We start from the raw sequence: 15,898 nt of genomic DNA on the forward strand, positions 1-15,898 counted from the left end.
TTACACTTCGGGAGCTTGAAAAAATGGTGCGGCATGTCGGAGCTGCCCCGACGTGTCGAGTTTGGTTATGCCTGCGCGATAGCGCAAAGTCACGGGGTGCGGAGCAGTGACTGCATCGGCGCAGGAGCGCCAACACTCGCATGTTTCTGTTACATCAATGCCGCAATGAAAAATGGTCGCTGGAGTTGGTAGCGCGCCAACCTCTGCGGATTTTCAACCCGCCGCTCATCTGTCTGAGCCATCCAGCGTTTAAAGTGGTCCCTCGGCGTGGTGACGCTCCACGGTCTTTCGGTTATCAACCGAATGCTCTGCTGTTGAGCTACGGAGGGGAAATCGCTTCGCGGTCAAGCTGGTCAAGGAATGGTCAAAGGTTCAAGAAGGTGGCCTGCACATGACTTGACCCTCTTGACGAGTCTTGACCCGCCTTGACAGCGCGAAGCGGTAAAACTGGCGGAGCACCAGAGAATCGCACTCTGGACGCCTTGGCGGGCGCAGCGGTTTTCGGGACCGTTTCCTCGTCTATGCCGGACGTGCTCCGTTGAAGTCGAACTCAGAACTGATTATTACAGGAGATAACAAAGTGAACGAAGAACTGAGCGCTTGGCATCTTCGTTGTCTCCGTTATCTCCTGTTCCCAATATGGATCTTGAGTGCCCGCACCAGGATTTGCACCTGGAACCACGGCCGTTAGAAGCGGCGTATGCAATGCTGTTACACCTTGCGGGCGTTGAAATTGGCTCCCCCACATCGACTCGCACGATGACAATCGGCGTAACAGGCCGACAGGCTACTTTACCTCACAGGGGATTTTGAAATGGTGGACTCGGACGGTAACGCTCCGTCTCTCGCTGGGTGCAAACCAACCGTGCGCCTTCTACACTACGAGCCCTTGAAAACTGGCGGTCCATGCGGGCTACGCTCCCGCGACCTTCCGCTCGACAGGCGGGTGCTCTTGCTGGCTGAGCTAACGGACCATTGGAAATGGATGCAGGGGTTGGGGTTGCACCAACCAAGACGGGCTTATGAGACCTGTCAGAGCACTGGCTCTCCCTGCCTTGAATGAAAACTGATGGGAGGCGGGTGAAGGCACCCGCACTCCGGTGAAAAATGGTGCGGCGTCACGGTAATGCTCCGTGCGGGCTCTAATGAGCACTGGGATTACAGGCCAGGGCGCCTCTTTAGCGATCTACCGCCGCGTTGTATATGAAATGGCACGGCGGGTGGGTAACGCTCCCACATTCCCAGGGTTTGGAGTCCTGCGCATTGCTTGTCTGCCACCGCCGTATGAAACTCGTTCAGCCATGAAAGGACACAGAGGCGGCAAACAAACCCTCAACCACCTCCCGAGTGGTCGCATCAACACCGGCACGCGCTCTGTGTCCTTTCATGGCAGATCGTGTGACGATCTGCCATAAAAGAACGAACACCGCTGCCACGCGCGGGATGGAGTGGTGGTCACTCCATCGCTGGCGTCGCACCCGCAGGTGTTTCACGGCGGATGTTTCGGTGTTTATGGCACACCTCCCAGGGAAGCCGTTTCGTGATGTAAAGTTCGGGACAAAAGGCCCCCGTCTCCTCGCCTAGGCATAGGAGTATTCTGTATTCGATGGCTGCCATTCTTGACATCTGGGTGGAGGGTGCGAGCCTGCATTCAGGTTCTGCTTCGGTCATTCATTCGACTCCACCAGGAGTCAGCCAAGCCGGCCTTGCCCCGGTGTCCGTTAGCGCGGATGCCGGGGTTTTTCATGCTGTGAGGGGTTCAACCGGGACGGTTGAGCGTGGATTCATCTGGTTCGTGGATCAGTGGGTTGAGTTTGCGATGCTGGAAAACGAAAAGCCCTGCTGCCTTGGAGTGGCGAGCAGGGCTTTCCGTGGAAAACTGGCCTTTTCGGGGCCTATGGGGACGTAAGACCGTCCTGCTCGCTGATTTGTCGCATGGGGAGACTCCAATTCTTTCTTGGATGTGCCGGGACCATACGATAGCCAAAACCGCCACACAGAATCTCTCCCTGACGCTCCAAGAGCGTTTGGGATGAGTTAAGTTGTGTCCGGTTGGTTTTCATGACGAGTTGTGAAGGTAACGAATGATGACACGGCTTTCTTGGGCCGTCAACATGAGTTTCAAATTTTTTCTTAGCCAGCCTATTTTTAGCGGTTCATTATCACCTATAACAAATCATGGCTACGGAAACGCCTTCTCCAACACCTCCACATTGGCCTTCATGACGGTCATGAAGTCGCCGCTGTCCGGCACGTTGCCGCAGGGATCGAAGACCACGCTTTGGAGACCGAGGGCGGCGAGTTTTTGAACGTTGTCTTTGGAGGGCTCGCCCTCCCAGATCATCCAACGGGCACGATGAGTGGCGAGGATCGCGTTGAGATCGCTCATGTACTTGTCATCCAGCACGGTATCGGGCTCCCAGAGGACAGATTTCAAGTTCAGGCCGTAACGACGGACGAGGTAGTGATAGACCGGATGCGAGGCGACGAGCGGATGCTGCACCAAACGACGGCTGAGTGTGCTGAGACGCTCGTCCAAGGCCTCCAACTCGTCTTTGAGCGCCTCGGTGTTCTTTTCCATCGTGTCCTTGGCGGCGGGCACGAGCTTGATCAAGGCGGTGCAAACGGCCTGGGCCTGCAAGGCGGCCTGCTTGAAATCGATCCAGGTGGTGAAGGCGGTGCCGCTGTGGCTGTGCTCGCCGCCTGGGCCATGGCTATGAGTCGTGGCGTCGGTGATCTGGATGAAGTTATTGGCAAAAGCGCTGGAGGTATCGACCACTTTCGACTCCGGCAGCGTGATCTTGTCCGCCCACTTCGAGTAAGTGGCACCGTTCATGAGGATGAGGTCGGCGTTTTGAAACGCGGCAATCGCAGCCTCGTTCGGCTGCCAGAAAGCGGGATCTTCATCTTTAGGAGCAAGGAATCGCACCTCGACGACATCGCCAGCAATGCGCTGTGCGAAGTACTGCAGCGGGTAATTGGCGACAAGCACCTGCGGCTTGCCTGATTTTGCGGATGACGCTTCATTGTTCCCAGCCGGTGCGGCCGCATCCGGCGCGTTGGAGGCGGGCTTGCAGGCGCTGATCAAGATGACGAGGCACGAAAGGAAAAGACGGTGTTTCATGAGGGGTGGTGCATTGCAGTCTGGATCAGACATGATGTAAATGGCAAAATGCGAGTTTCACGCATCAAGCCGGAACTCGCCGCGCTGGAGAAGTTCGCGCAACGCCCGACGATACGGCGCTGGCATGGGCGTGGATTCCAATTCGGCAAACGAAATGATGCGGTGCGTGTCGGGCCATCTCATTTCCTGCGCCTGCGGCTCATGCACCCACAGCGTGACCTTGTAGCGCGTGATGCCGTAATGCGTGCGCAGCAGTAGGGGCGGCGGCTTGTCGGCATGCATGGGATGAAGCGCAGGCAGCTTCCAAAGGCCGGTGCGGCGCTTCCCCGTCTCAAGCTCCAGCAGAACGCCCGCGCTGGTGCGCAAGAAGACGACACGCTCGGTGACTGCGGTGATTTCCGGCCGTGCATTTTTGACGGGCAGCAACTCAGGACTCGTCGCACGGCAATGACGGTGCACCGGACAGAGATCGCACGTGGGTTTTGTCGGCGCGCAGTGTGTCTGGCCGAGTTCCATGAGCGCCGAGTTCAGTGCACGCGGATCGTCGGTGGTTTTCACGAACGACTTCGCCCGTTCCCAAAGCAGCTTCGTGCCCGCAGTGGAATCGACCGGTGTGGCATCATTGTAAACACGAGACAGAACCCGCGCGATGTTGCCATCGACGATCGGCTCCGCGAGGCCGAAGGCAAAACTCGCCACTGCTCCCGCTGTATAAGGGCCGATGCCTGGCAGGGCGAGAATAGTAGCGGGATCGCGCGGAAAAACACCGCCGTGGTTTTCGATCACCTCCTTGGCCAGCCGCTGCAGATTCCGCGCACGTCGATAGTACCCCAGTCCCTCCCAGACTTTAAGCACCTCGTCTTCCCGAGCCTCCGCAAGCGTCGAAAAATCCGGAAACCGTTCCAGCCAGCGCGCGTAATAGCCACGGTCCAGCACTGTGGATATTTGCGTCTGCTGCAGCATGACCTCGGAGATGAGAATCGCATACGGGTCACGCGTTCGACGCCATGGGTAATCACGCGCCTGCTCCCGAAACCAGGCAACAAGCGCCGTGGCAACGGCGGTGGGATCAGGCGTGACGGCGGGGGAGGACATGTGCCCTCACTTTGAACAGGCATCGGCATTTTTCATGAGTCTTTCGCCGTCAGAAACGTTATTGTGGCAGCCATGCCCACCCTGACCAGCCACACGCAGGCTCTCACCGCAACACAAGCAGAGAAACTGCGCGCGCTTCTGAAGGAACGTGGGTTTGAGTTCATGACCAAGCCCTACTGTCTCTACGCTGCTTCCAAGCCGAAAGTGAATGTGCTCGTCTATGAAAAAGGGCCCAAAGTGGTCGTACAGGGCAAAGAGACCGAGGACTTCGTCACCAACCTGCTCGAACCAGAGGTGCTGGGAGAGGCGAAACTCGGCTACGAAGAGGTGCATCACCCGGAGATGTTTCAGTCGCACATCGGCGTCGATGAGAGCGGCAAAGGCGACTTTTTCGGCCCGCTGGTGATCGCAGGTGTTTTCGTCGATGGCGATGTGGCCCGCCGCTTGCGAGACATCGGAGCCGTGGACAGCAAACGCATCAGCAGCGACGAGCGCATCGCTAAAATAGCTGCAGATATTCGCGCTATTCCCGGCCTCGCTTGGGAAGTGATCTCCATCCACCCGGAACGCTACAACGAACTTTATGAGAAATTCGGCAATCTGAACCGCCTGCTGGCCTGGGGGCATGCCAAGGTCATTGAAAATCTGTTGGAACGCGTGCCCGACTGCCCCAGAGCCATTTCCGACCAGTTCGCGAATCCGAAGATTCTCGAAAGCGCCCTGCAAAAACGCGGACGTACGATCGAACTCGTCCAGCGCACCAAGGCAGAGAGTGATCCCGCTGTGGCAGCGGCATCTATCCTGGCAAGAGAAGCTTTTGTCGGCTGGTTGAAATCGCAGAGCCGGCATTTCGGAACCGAACTTCCCAAGGGAGTTTCACAAAGTGTGAAACAAACGGCGGCAAGTTTGGTAAACAAGCATGGCAAAGGTCTCCTGCAGTCCCTGACCAAGGCCCACTTTCGCACCACCACCGAGGTTTCATCCGGGTCAGATTCCGATCACTTGAATGAATAAGACTGATGCTGACGTAGGTATCCTGTAATATTTCGACGCAGAAATTAGTTGCGCCATACTAAACATCCCGCTAGTCAAAACGACATGTCCACCATCACCAAAAAAGAGCTGGTAGCCGAACTTAGCAACGCGACTGGCGTGAAGCATGCTGAAGCTCTTGCCCTTGTGGAGGCATTTATGGAATTGGTTTCAAAGCATTTAGCTGAAGGTAGCGAGATCACGTTGCGCACTTTCGGCACCTTCGACCTGAGAGTTGCCCGAGGCAAAATTGGCCGCAATCCCAAGCAGCCAAATTCTGAGGTTATGATTCCTGACCGCTGTGTGGTTCGATTCAAGCCCAGCAAAGAGCTGAAGTCCAAGGTGGCTGCGGTTTCGGTGAGCAAGCTCAACGGTAATCACGCTTAACTCGACGCAGACGGCCCTCCGGCAGGATCGCAGGATTTGGCTGCTAAGAATGACGGAGTCAGGCGTACTGTCTGCTCCATGCGTTTTTTCTATATCCTCTCCCTTCTCCTTGCCACCGACCTTCAGGCAGCCCCCCAGTGGATCTGGCTCTCCAAAGATGGTAACAAAGACAGCAAGGTCACTTTCCGCCATCGCTTTGATGTCCCGCAGAATGCGCAGCTCGCCACGCTGGAGCTGACTTGCGACAACGGCGCGGTCGCCAGCCTCAACGGCAAAAAAGTGCTCACCAATGCCGACTGGCAGGAGGCGGTGAAAGCGGATGTCACCAAGGACATCAAGCTCGGCGAGAGCAACGAGATCATCGTCAACGCCACGAACAAAGGAGGCACCGCCGCGCTCGTCGCGCGTCTCACACTCAAACTGCCCGCCGGTCGTCAAGACATCGTCATTGAAACCAGCGGCAAATGGGAATCCACCACCACCGGCAAAGAAGAGTGGAAGCCCGCGTTGGTGATCAATGAGTATGGCAAAGGCCCGTGGGGTCTCGCGCTCGACGGCAAAGCCGGTGGTGGCAAAAACAGCGGCCCGGCGGAAACCATCGCAGCCAGTGAGATCACCGTGCCGAAGGGATTTAAAGTCGAAAAACTCTACAACGTGCCGAAGGACCAGGAAGGCTCGTGGGTGGCCCTCACCGTCGATCCGAAAGGCCGCCTCATCGCCTGCGACCAGTATGGCAGCATCTATCGCATGAGCGTTCCAGCCATCGGCAAGACGGAGAACCTCAAGCCAGAGAAACTCGCCATTGAAATGGGCAAAGCTCACGGCCTGCTTGCCGCCTTCGACAGCCTCTATGTGATGGTGAACGAAAACGGCAAGGACAACGGCCTTTACCGCCTCCAGGACACCAATGGCGACGACCAATACGACAAAACCACCAAGCTCCACACCATGGCTGGCGGCGGAGAGCATGGTTTGCACAGCATGGTCGTCAGTCCCGATGGCAAACGCATCTACTTCAATTGCGGCAACCACACGAAGCTGCCCGAAGGCCTCGAAGACAGCCGCCCGGCGAAAATTTGGGGAGAAGACCACGTCCTGCCCCGTCTCTGGGATGCCAATGGCCACGCGCGCGGCATCCTCGCTCCCGGAGGTTATGTTTGCAGCATGAATCCCGATGGCACCAGCCTCGAACTCTTCTGTTACGGCTTCCGCAACGAGTTCGACATCTGCTTCAATGATCAAGGCGAACTCTTCACCTATGACGCCGACATGGAGTGGGACATCGGCGCGCCGTGGTATCGCCCCACACGCGTGAATCACTGCGTCAGCGGTGCTGACTACGGCTGGCGCAGCGGCAGCGGCAAGTGGCCGCAATATTATCCCGACTCACTGCCCACCACCATCGACATCGGCCCCGGCAGCCCCACTGGCACCGTCGCTGGCACCGGCGCGAAGTTCCCCGCGAAGTACCAGCACGCCATCTTCATCAACGACTGGACCTACGGCACCATGTGGGCCATCCACCTCGAATCAAAAGGCGCGAGCTACACGGCCACCAAGGAAGAATTCGTCTTCGGCAAACCGCTGCCGCTCACTGATCTCGTCATCCATCCGCAGGATGGTGCCATGTACTTCGCCGTCGGTGGCCGCAAGACACAGTCCGGCGTCTATCGCGTGACCTATGTCGGCGATGAATCCACCGCGCCCGCCAAAGCGCTGCCGCTCGATGAGGAATTCAAAATGCGCGCCGCGCTCGAAAGCTATCACACCGGCAAAATCGAAGCTGAAAAGGCCCTTAACACCGCCTGGGGCTATCTGAGCCATAGCGACCGTCATGTGCGCTACGCCGCCCGCGTCGCCATTGAAAAGCTCCCGGTCGAGCTTTGGAAAGAAAAAGCCCTCAATGAAAAACATCCCGTCGCCTTGATTGAAGGCATCATCGCTCTCGCTCGCGTCACCGGAGCCAAATCGAACCATGAAGGCGGCAGACCCGCCGCGAAGCCCACCGGCACCTCCTCCGAGCCGATTGGCAATGTCTCGCCCGAAAACGCTGTGTTGCAGGGCCTGATGCTACAAACACTCAGCACGCTCGAAGGAAAAAAACTCCCGCTCAGCCAGCAACTCGCCGCCCTGCGCGCCACGCAGCTCGTCTTGATCCGTTTGGGCAAGCCTGATGCTGAGGTTTGCGCCAAAATCGCGGAGAAACTCGACGCGCATTACCCCGCCGAAGATCCCCAAGTCAATCGCGAGATCTGCCACATTCTCGTCGCCATCGATTCGCCCAAAGTCGTCTCCAAAACGCTCGCGCTCATGGCCACCGCCAAAGACGACTTCCAAGAAGTCGCCACCGATGCCGTCCTCAGCCGCAACGACGGCTACGCCAACGCCGCCCGCGCCGCCGCAGGCAGCCGCCCCAATGCGCAGCAGATCGACTACATGTTCGCATTGAGAAACGCTACCGCTGGCTGGACTCCCGAGCATCGCAGAACCTTCTTCTCCTGGTTCCCCCGCGCCCGCACTTGGAAAGGCGGCAACAGCTTCAAAGGCTTCATCGAAAACATCCGCAAAGACGCCATGGCGACGTTCGTGCCACAGCCCGAGCTTGCCGACCTAGACGCTCTCAGCAACAAAGTCGAGGCCATGACCGCCATGCCCAACTACGTCGCCCCCAAAGGCCCCGGCAAAGCGTGGACCATTGATGAAGTGCTCGCCCTCGCCGCCGGTGGCCTCAAAGGCCGCGACTTCGCAAACGGCGAGGCCATGAACCGCAGTATCATGTGCGCTACCTGCCACCGCTTCAACGGCGACGGCGGCAGCATCGGCCCCGACCTCACCGGCGTCGGCAACCGCTACACTCTGCGAGATCTGTTGGAGAACATCATCGACCCAAGCAAGGTCATCTCCGACCAATACGACAGCCACGAGATCACCAAAAAAGACGGCAGCATCCTCATCGGCCGTATCGTCGTCGAGGAGAACGAAAAAGTCTTCCTCATGACCAACCCCTTCGCTCCCAACGACCATATGGCCATCAACGAGGCCGACATCGCCAAAAAAGGCACCCGCAAAATCAGCATGATGCCCCCCGGTCTCATCAACTCGCTCAATCAAGACGAACTCCTTGATTTGATCGCCTACCTGGTCAGCGGCGGGAATGCGAAGGACAAGGCGTTCCAAAAGTAGCCCAGTTGCGCTGCAACTGGCGCGGATCTTGAGGGCCAACGACTCGCCGACCTTCTTTTTGCCAGCGAGCTGATTTCGATAATCAAACTCAGACACAGACTTGCCCACATCTGAAAAGGTTGCCTATTCAGCACCCATGCCCGGCCCTCAGCATGATTACCGTTTTGATGTCGCCTTCTCCTTTGCAGGCCCGCATCGCGACAAAGTGCGAGCGATTGCCGATCTCGTCGCCGCGAAACTCGATCCCGGCCTGCTAAAGCGTGGCAAGGGCAAGGTGTTCTTCGACGAGTGGTTTCGCGCGGAAATCCTCGGCGGCAATATGCGCGTGCTACTCCAGCGCATTTATGGCGAGCAAAGCCTCATGGTGGTCGCCGACCTGTCGGATGATTACGCCGACCGCCCTTGGTGCCAGGGCGAAGCAGAGGCAATCGACGCCTTGCGGATGCGCATCGATTCGGCGCGGGATGAGACCGCTCGCCTGCGCGTCTTCATCGTTCGCTTCGGTCCTGGCCATGTTCCCGGCGTACTCGAAAACACCGGCTGGCTCGACGGGATCAACCTTTCTGCGGAAGAAATCGCCACAGACATTCTGGATCGCCTCGAATTACTGAAGGCGCGCCTCGCGGAAGGTCAGGAACGTTTGGCACCAGACGCACACGCTGCCACCTCGCCGCAGGTTGTCTTGACTCGGAGTCTCTCGGACCCCCCATCTCCCATTCCTCCCCCACTCCCGATCCTCTTCTTCCACCCCGCCACCAATGACGCCCTCTACTCCCGACGCGAGCGCGAGTTGGCGTGGCTTGACGACTGCGCGAAGGACGCGCGCATTCGCATCGCCACCGTCACCGGCGTGGGCGGGCTCGGGAAGACCTCGCTCGTCGGGCATTGGATCGCCGTGCAACGCGGCTGGCAACACCGCACGTTTCGCGGCGTGTTCTTCTACAGCTTCTATTCAGATCGCGACCCGCAGCACTTCTTCGCGGCCTTCCTCCAGTTCGTGTGCGAGCGGGAGAAGATCGTTGCGCCACCCACTGGCACACCGCTCCACCACGCTGCTGCAACGGCGGTGCGGAAATGGTGTTACCTCGTGGTGCTCGACGGACTCGAAGTTCTCCAGCGCGACGAAAACGATCCGCACTACGGCTGGATCAATGACGGATCGCTCAATGAGTTCGTCGCGCGCGTTGGCGGGGAGGGTTTGTCACTTCTCGTCCTCACAAGCCGGTTCCCATTCCCGCAGATCACCAACGAACATCCAAAAGCAGCCCGTGCGAAAGAACTTCCGCTGTTCGATGCAAAAGAAGGCGCAGACCTGCTGGAGAAGTGTGGTCTTACTCACATTCGGGAGAACCTCGAAGCATACAGCACTCAATTCGGGGGGCATCCGCTCGCGCTGCGGCTCTTTGCCGGTGCGTGCCTCGCACAACCCTTCGATGAACCGGAGACGGTGAGCCGCCACCTGCTCGCGGCGGGTACGGAGGCGGGCGAAGAGGACGCGCACCGGCGGCAGTTCCGCAAGTTGCTGCTCTGGCTGCAAAACAAACTTCCCGCGCCCAAGCGCCGGCTGCTCCAGCTCGTCGCACTCTTCCGCGAGCCGGTGCCCACGGCGACGCTCGCCGCGCTCGCCACGGGGCTCGATGCGATGAAGGCGGACTTCGGCGATTGCGACGCCACGCATCTCCGCTTCCTCCTTGATGCGCTGGTTCGGGATCACCTGCTCCAGCGCGAGGAAGCGCCTGATAGCGACACCGCCCGCTGGGCGGCTCATCCCATTGTGCGCGAGGTCTTCCGCGGCGAGGCGCTGGCGTCGGGCGACACGGTCGCGCAACAGTTTGCCGAGATCGTCGCGGGGAAGGGCGGAGGCGGCAAGCCCCGGAGCGTGGCGGAATTGCAGCCGATCCTGGAGGCGATCGAGGTGCTCCTCGCTGCGGGGAATTTCAGAGCGGCGGCTGATCTGTTTCTTGAGCGGCTGGAGAATGGCCAAGTGTTCCTCACGATTCCCGCCCCGCAGGAAGGGCTGCATTGCGCGCGGGGATTTATCGAGCCGCCGGAACGGCGAGCGGCGCTGGAGCAGGCGCTCGGGAGGGGACAGTTGGCGCGTTATGTTGCATGGATCGCCTTGTTAGCGAATAACCTCGGGGAGCTGGATGGAGTGGAGCGTGGAAATGAAGAAAAAAACGAGATTCGACACGCCGAACAATCTTGGGCAAACGTCTCGATCGGCCTCCGAAACATCGCCGAGGTCCAAACGCTGCGAGGGGCGCTGGGGGAGGCGGTCGGGAGTGCGAGCGAGGCGCTCTTTTATGCCGGTGTCGAGGAAGCGGACACGCTAGGGAGTACGGCGGTTCATCGCCGCGCTCCACAGCGCCCTTCCTCCGTTCCAACGCATGATTCTGAACAGGAGCGCAGTTCCCGCGCGTATCGTGCCCACGCGCTTTCGCTCGGGGGAGAAATGGCCGCCGCAAGCCGCGACTTTGCCGCTGCGGATACGCTCAATCGCAAGAATCACCACGAAAACGCCGCGCTCTATTCGTCCGGGGGCATAAAGTGGTGCAGCCATAGATTTCGACTCGGCGAGGCGGACTCCGCGCGCCGGCTCACGGAGGCGAATCGAGCCATCTGCGAGCGCAACCGCTGGAATCAAACCATCGCCCAGTGCGACCTCCTCCTCGGGGAACTCGATCTCGCAGCGGGCGGCCGCGATTCCGCCGACCAGCGCATCGTCGCGGCCGTGCGGCTCTTTCGTGAAGCCCGGCAGGGAATGGATCTCCCCGACGCGCTGCTTGCGCAGGCGCGGCTGCGGGGGAGCGTGGAGGATTGCGAGGAGGCGCTGCGGCTCGCGGCCCGGAGCGGCTTGGTGCTGAAGCAGTGCGACGCCCTGAATCTCCGCGCCCGGCTCCGGCGCGAGGCCGGCCAGCCCGCCGACGCCGCCAAGGACGCCCGCGACGCGCTCGAAATCGCCGAGCGTTGCGGCTACTACTGGGGCCGTCACGAAGCTCTGCGCCAGCTCCGCGACGCCGCCCAGGCCAGTGGAAACCGTGCAGACGAAAAGCATTGGGACGAAGCCGAAAAAGCGCTGGCCGCGAAGATGCAGCCGGAAATCGAGGAAGCCCTGCGCATCAACCGTGAGCACGATACCGAGATGGAGAAACTCTACGGCAAGAAGAAGCGTGGGAAGGCTTGACCGCTGAAAGACGTTTTCAAGGCAGCTTTGCCGACGAATCGTCGGTGCTCCTTCACTGTCATGACCATGCAACGCATCCTTCTCCTTCTTCCACTCTTCGCTCTCGTCTCAAACGCCGCCGAACCCGCGAAGCAGCCTGAACCTAAAAAAGAAAAACCCTTCACGCCCGGCGGCATCTATCGACAGGGCGACATGCAACGACCGCGGCCCACGGTCATCACGCCGCCAACAGCAACAACAGCTCCCAGCGATGCCATCGTGCTCTTCGATGGCAAGGACTTGTCCAAATTCACCCGCAAGCCGCGCAGGGACGATAAGGACCAGAGCGACGTGCCGAATTGGAAGATCGAAAATGGTTACGCCGAGATCACACCCAAAGGCGGTGACATCGACACCAAGGACAAGTTCGGATCCAGTCAGATTCACATCGAATGGGCCACGCCTGCCGAAGTCGTGGGCAGCAGCCAGGGCCGAGGCAACAGCGGCGTGCTCATCCACGGCTGGGGCGAGGTGCAGGTGCTCGATTCCTTCGAGAATGACACCTATCCCGACGGTCAGGCAGCCGCGATCTACAACAAGTATCCGCCGCTCGTGAACGCCAGCCGCAACCCCGGCGAGTGGCAGAGCTATGACATCATCTGCGAGTGCGCGAAGCTTGATGACAAGGGGGCGGTGATCGAACCTGCCCGCATGACCGTGATCCACAACGGCGTCATCGTGCAGCACGCGGTGCCGCTGGAAGCGAAGGTCCAGGAGTTCGGCTTCGCGCTTCAAGATCATCACAATCCGACGCGCTACCGCAACATCTGGGTGCGTCCGCTGCATCGTCGTGACGAGAACGCGATACCGGCCGCGAAGTGATCACCTCGCCGCCGCCTCGTTGGTGCGTTTCACCAGATTGAGCACCGTTTTCGCTGGAATCGCCTCGTGCAGCACGAGTGTGGTTCCGGTGGAGGGCGCAGGATTGCTGTTGAAGGTCTGGATGCGGGCCACATGCCCGATGACATTGCCATATTCGTCGAAGACGGCGGAGCCGCTGCTGCCCTGGGCCCAGTCGGTGCTCACGTTGAGCCGTTGGCTGGATGATCCTTCTGTGGAGTCGGTGGAATAGAGGCGGTTCACGATTCCGGCGCTGAAGTAGCCGCGATGCTTCAACGGATCGCTGAAGCAGTAGGCGGGCTCGCCCAGGTACACCTCCGCGCGCAGCGGCAGCGGCTTCAACCCACCGGCGATGACACGCACGAGCGCGGCGTCGGCCTTCGCATCCGCACCGAGGATGGCGGTGGTGGAAAAGATCTCGTTGTCCGCGTTGGCGACGATGAGCCAGCCTTCTTTGAGCGTGGCAGGCGGTTCGACGACGTGATTGGCGGTGGCGACGACATCCGGCGCGACGGCGTAGGCACCCGCCATGCTGAGATGCATCTTGTCGCAACGTGTGCAGCGGTAATACCACCCGGCGCGCAGATGCGCCGCGCGGGCGACACGCGCGATGTCGCGGCTCGATTTCGACTGCGTGGACTCGTTGGCCAGCGCCACGAGGCCTGCCTTTGGCTGCTTGAGTTGCTCCTTTACCACCGTGTGATCGAGGAACTTGCCGGTCTTCACCGCCTTGGCGGCGAATTCGAGCAGTGGATCAGGCGGGGCGGGTGGCGCGGTCGGAGCAGCAGGCTTGACCGCGCCCGCCACCGGCGGAGTGCCGCTGAGCGGCAGGCCGAGTGCCTTCTCAATCGTCGGCCGCAGCGCAGCGCCGCGGAGTTCTGTGCCTTTGGCGAGAATTTTTCCCGTCGTGCCGTCCACGAGGAAGCAGGAGGGAATGGCACGCACACCGTAGAGTTTGCCCAATTCGGCCTCCCAGCCCTTGCCATCGCAGATCTGCGGCCACGCCATGCCTTTGTCCTTGGTAAACTGCGCCAGCTTTTCCCTGGTGCGCTCGCTGTCGAGGCTGATACCGAGCACTTCGAAGCCCTTTGGTTTCAGATCGGTGTAAACCTTCGTCAGATTCGGCACTTCGGCGATGCACGGGCCGCACCAAGTCGCCCAGAAATCAAGCATGACGATCTTGCCCTTGTAGTCTTCGGGAAAACGCAGCTTCGCGCCTGCGGTCGTCGTCGCTTCAAAAGCCTGCGCCTTGTCAGCGTCAGAACTCGCGCTCTGGGCGAAGCAGGACGTGGTCAGCAGCGCCAGGGAGATGAGAATTCGTTTCATATCCCTGATTGGATGAATTTCCTGCCACAAGGTCAAGCCTGCAAAATAGCAGGCACGGAATCATGACGGCAACGCGTCAATTCACCGTCTTCTTCGGCTGCATCACCAGCTAGTGCGTTTCCTCACCGACCCACAGGTCAGTGCAAACAGCAGGCCTGCCAGGCTGCTCGCTGGTGAGGTTGAGCAGAAGCGCATTGTTCACAGCGAGATCCGTCAGCTTGACCTGCGACTCGCCTTTCCACACCCGCGTCGCCTCCGACACACGCAGCACGCTGCGGCCGATGTCCTGGGGGCGTTGCATGTCCCCGTTGTAATCTTTTACGAGGCGAAGCATCCAGGCGATGTGGAGTTTGTCGCTGTGGATGGAGATGATGCGGGCCGTGGTGGCGTTGGCGGTGAGGTGGCTGAACTCATCGCTGATGAAGGTGACGCGAGTGAACTCACCCTTCGCGTCCTGATAACAGTGGAAACGGTAGCTCTGGTGCAGCGGGAGGTTGGCGAACTGCGTGTCTTTGCCGAGGTGCTTGAGGATGTGTTTTGGGATGAGCGTGAAGTTCACGGACTCGCCTGTTTTCTCGGTGAGGAACTGGCCGGTGTGCGATGGACGAAATCGGCGCTGACGAGTTCGCCAGCATGCAGAGGCAAACCGAGAAGCAAAAGGGAGCAGAGAAGACGCATGCACAGGCAGGAGGTCACTTGAATGTGAGTGCCGTCTTGGGCAGCAGCGCCTTGATCTTCGCCTGCGTTTCGTCGCTGAACGGCTCTTTCACCGGCACGAGGCGCATGGACTTGAGGAAGGCGAAGTCAGCGAGCACCGCGAGGCGCTCGTCAGGGAAAGGCACCTTGCCGAGTTCGAGGTGTTCGAGCTGCGTGAGGCCCGAGACGGTCTTCAACTCGGCATCTGTCAGCTTCGTGGCGTTGGTCAAGGTCAGGCGGCGCAGCGTGGCGATGCCTTTGATCATTGGGATGCTTTCCGCCGACTCAAAACCTTCGCCGAGTTGCAGCGACTCCAGTGGAAGCTTGGCGAGATGAACCAGGGCCTGCGGTGTGGCATTCGAGGTGCCAATTTCAAAACCCTTGAGCTTGGTGAGCTTCGCCAGATGCACTGCGCCAGCATCGGTGAACTTCGCGTGGGCGAGGCTGATGCTTTCCAGGTTGGGCAGGTGATCGCAGAGTTCCTTCAAGCCTTCGTCATTGATGCTGCTGCCGCGATGGCTGACTTTAATGAGCTTGGTGAAGCCTTCAAATTTCGCATAAGCCTTTCCGGTGATTTTGGTGCCGACGAACGAGAAGGCTTCGAGGTTCTTCAACCCTGCGAGCTGCTCCATGCCAGCATCGGTGAGCGGGCCGTTGTTGGTGAAGCGCAGTGTCTTGAGGTTCGTGAGCTTCGCGATGTGCGGCATCCACTCGTCATTGAACTTCGTTGAGATGACGTTCAGCGACTCCAGCGTCGTGATGTGTCCGAGATGCTCGAAAAAGGCCGCGTCATACGGATCGTCTTTGCGGTGGTCGTGGGGGCCAGTGTTCGGCACGGCAAGATCGACGAGTTTGAGACTTTGACCGTCTTCGGTCTTCTCGACTTTGCCTTTGGCGGCTTCGACGATGCGAGTGACGGCTTCGACATGGGGATCGAGCGCGAATGCGGAAACACTGAGAGATGTGATTAGAGCGAGGGTTAGTTTCATGTG

At 59.5% G+C, this 15,898-nt stretch carries 10 protein-coding genes and 2 tRNA genes; 5 read left to right on the top strand and 7 right to left on the bottom strand.

Annotated elements, in window-relative coordinates; translation table 11 throughout:
• Nucleotides 1–897: 897 nt before the first annotated feature.
• The 4 genes from U1A53_RS15930 to U1A53_RS15945 form a co-directional block, all read right to left on the bottom strand.
• Nucleotides 898–974: transfer RNA gene (locus tag U1A53_RS15930), tRNA-Asp, on the bottom strand.
• A gap of 235 nt (nucleotides 975–1,209) precedes the next feature.
• Nucleotides 1,210–1,284, bottom strand: a tRNA-Trp gene (locus U1A53_RS15935).
• A gap of 898 nt (nucleotides 1,285–2,182) precedes the next feature.
• Nucleotides 2,183–3,124 (bottom strand): metal ABC transporter substrate-binding protein, encoded by a 942-nt coding sequence (locus tag U1A53_RS15940; protein WP_322282449.1) that lies wholly within the window; start codon nucleotides 3,122–3,124, stop codon nucleotides 2,183–2,185.
• Nucleotides 3,125–3,181: 57 nt separating this feature from the next.
• Entirely contained in the window at nucleotides 3,182–4,219 is a 1,038-nt protein-coding gene (locus U1A53_RS15945; RefSeq protein WP_322282451.1) for an A/G-specific adenine glycosylase, read from the bottom strand.
• A 72-nt stretch (nucleotides 4,220–4,291) separates the two neighbouring features.
• Between U1A53_RS15945 and rnhC the strand changes: the two genes are divergently transcribed.
• The 5 genes from rnhC to U1A53_RS15970 all read left to right on the top strand — a co-directional run bounded on the left by rnhC (nucleotide 4,292) and on the right by U1A53_RS15970 (nucleotide 12,866).
• Nucleotides 4,292–5,233 carry a ribonuclease HIII gene (gene rnhC, locus U1A53_RS15950; protein ID WP_322282453.1) on the top strand — a complete coding sequence of 314 codons (942 nt, stop codon included), beginning with the start codon at nucleotides 4,292–4,294 and terminating at the stop codon, nucleotides 5,231–5,233.
• A gap of 84 nt (nucleotides 5,234–5,317) precedes the next feature.
• Nucleotides 5,318–5,638, top strand: coding sequence for an HU family DNA-binding protein (locus tag U1A53_RS15955; protein WP_322282455.1), 321 nt, complete (start codon nucleotides 5,318–5,320; stop codon nucleotides 5,636–5,638).
• Between the two features lie 78 nt (nucleotides 5,639–5,716).
• Nucleotides 5,717–8,821, top strand: a complete 3,105-nt coding sequence (locus U1A53_RS15960) for a c-type cytochrome (protein WP_322282457.1) — start codon at nucleotides 5,717–5,719, stop codon at nucleotides 8,819–8,821.
• 136 nt (nucleotides 8,822–8,957) lie between these two features.
• Nucleotides 8,958–12,005 (top strand): toll/interleukin-1 receptor domain-containing protein, encoded by a 3,048-nt coding sequence (locus tag U1A53_RS15965; protein WP_322282459.1) that lies wholly within the window; start codon nucleotides 8,958–8,960, stop codon nucleotides 12,003–12,005.
• A 66-nt stretch (nucleotides 12,006–12,071) separates the two neighbouring features.
• Nucleotides 12,072–12,866 carry a DUF1080 domain-containing protein gene (locus tag U1A53_RS15970; protein WP_322282460.1) on the top strand — a complete coding sequence of 265 codons (795 nt, stop codon included), beginning with the start codon at nucleotides 12,072–12,074 and terminating at the stop codon, nucleotides 12,864–12,866.
• On the opposite strand, the gene U1A53_RS15975 is transcribed toward U1A53_RS15970, so the two are convergent.
• From U1A53_RS15975 to U1A53_RS15985, 3 genes are all read right to left on the bottom strand, one after another.
• Nucleotides 12,867–14,210, bottom strand: a complete 1,344-nt coding sequence (locus U1A53_RS15975; protein WP_322282462.1) for a redoxin domain-containing protein — start codon at nucleotides 14,208–14,210, stop codon at nucleotides 12,867–12,869.
• Between the two features lie 109 nt (nucleotides 14,211–14,319).
• Nucleotides 14,320–14,769, bottom strand: a complete 450-nt coding sequence (locus tag U1A53_RS15980; RefSeq protein ID WP_322282463.1) for a hypothetical protein — start codon at nucleotides 14,767–14,769, stop codon at nucleotides 14,320–14,322.
• A 133-nt stretch (nucleotides 14,770–14,902) separates the two neighbouring features.
• Nucleotides 14,903–15,895, bottom strand: a complete 993-nt coding sequence (locus U1A53_RS15985) for a G protein-coupled receptor LGR4 (RefSeq protein ID WP_322282465.1) — start codon at nucleotides 15,893–15,895, stop codon at nucleotides 14,903–14,905.
• Nucleotides 15,896–15,898 lie beyond the last annotated feature (3 nt).

It is taken from the genome of Prosthecobacter sp., assembly GCF_034366625.1.
Classification (GTDB): Bacteria; Verrucomicrobiota; Verrucomicrobiia; order Verrucomicrobiales; family Verrucomicrobiaceae; genus Prosthecobacter.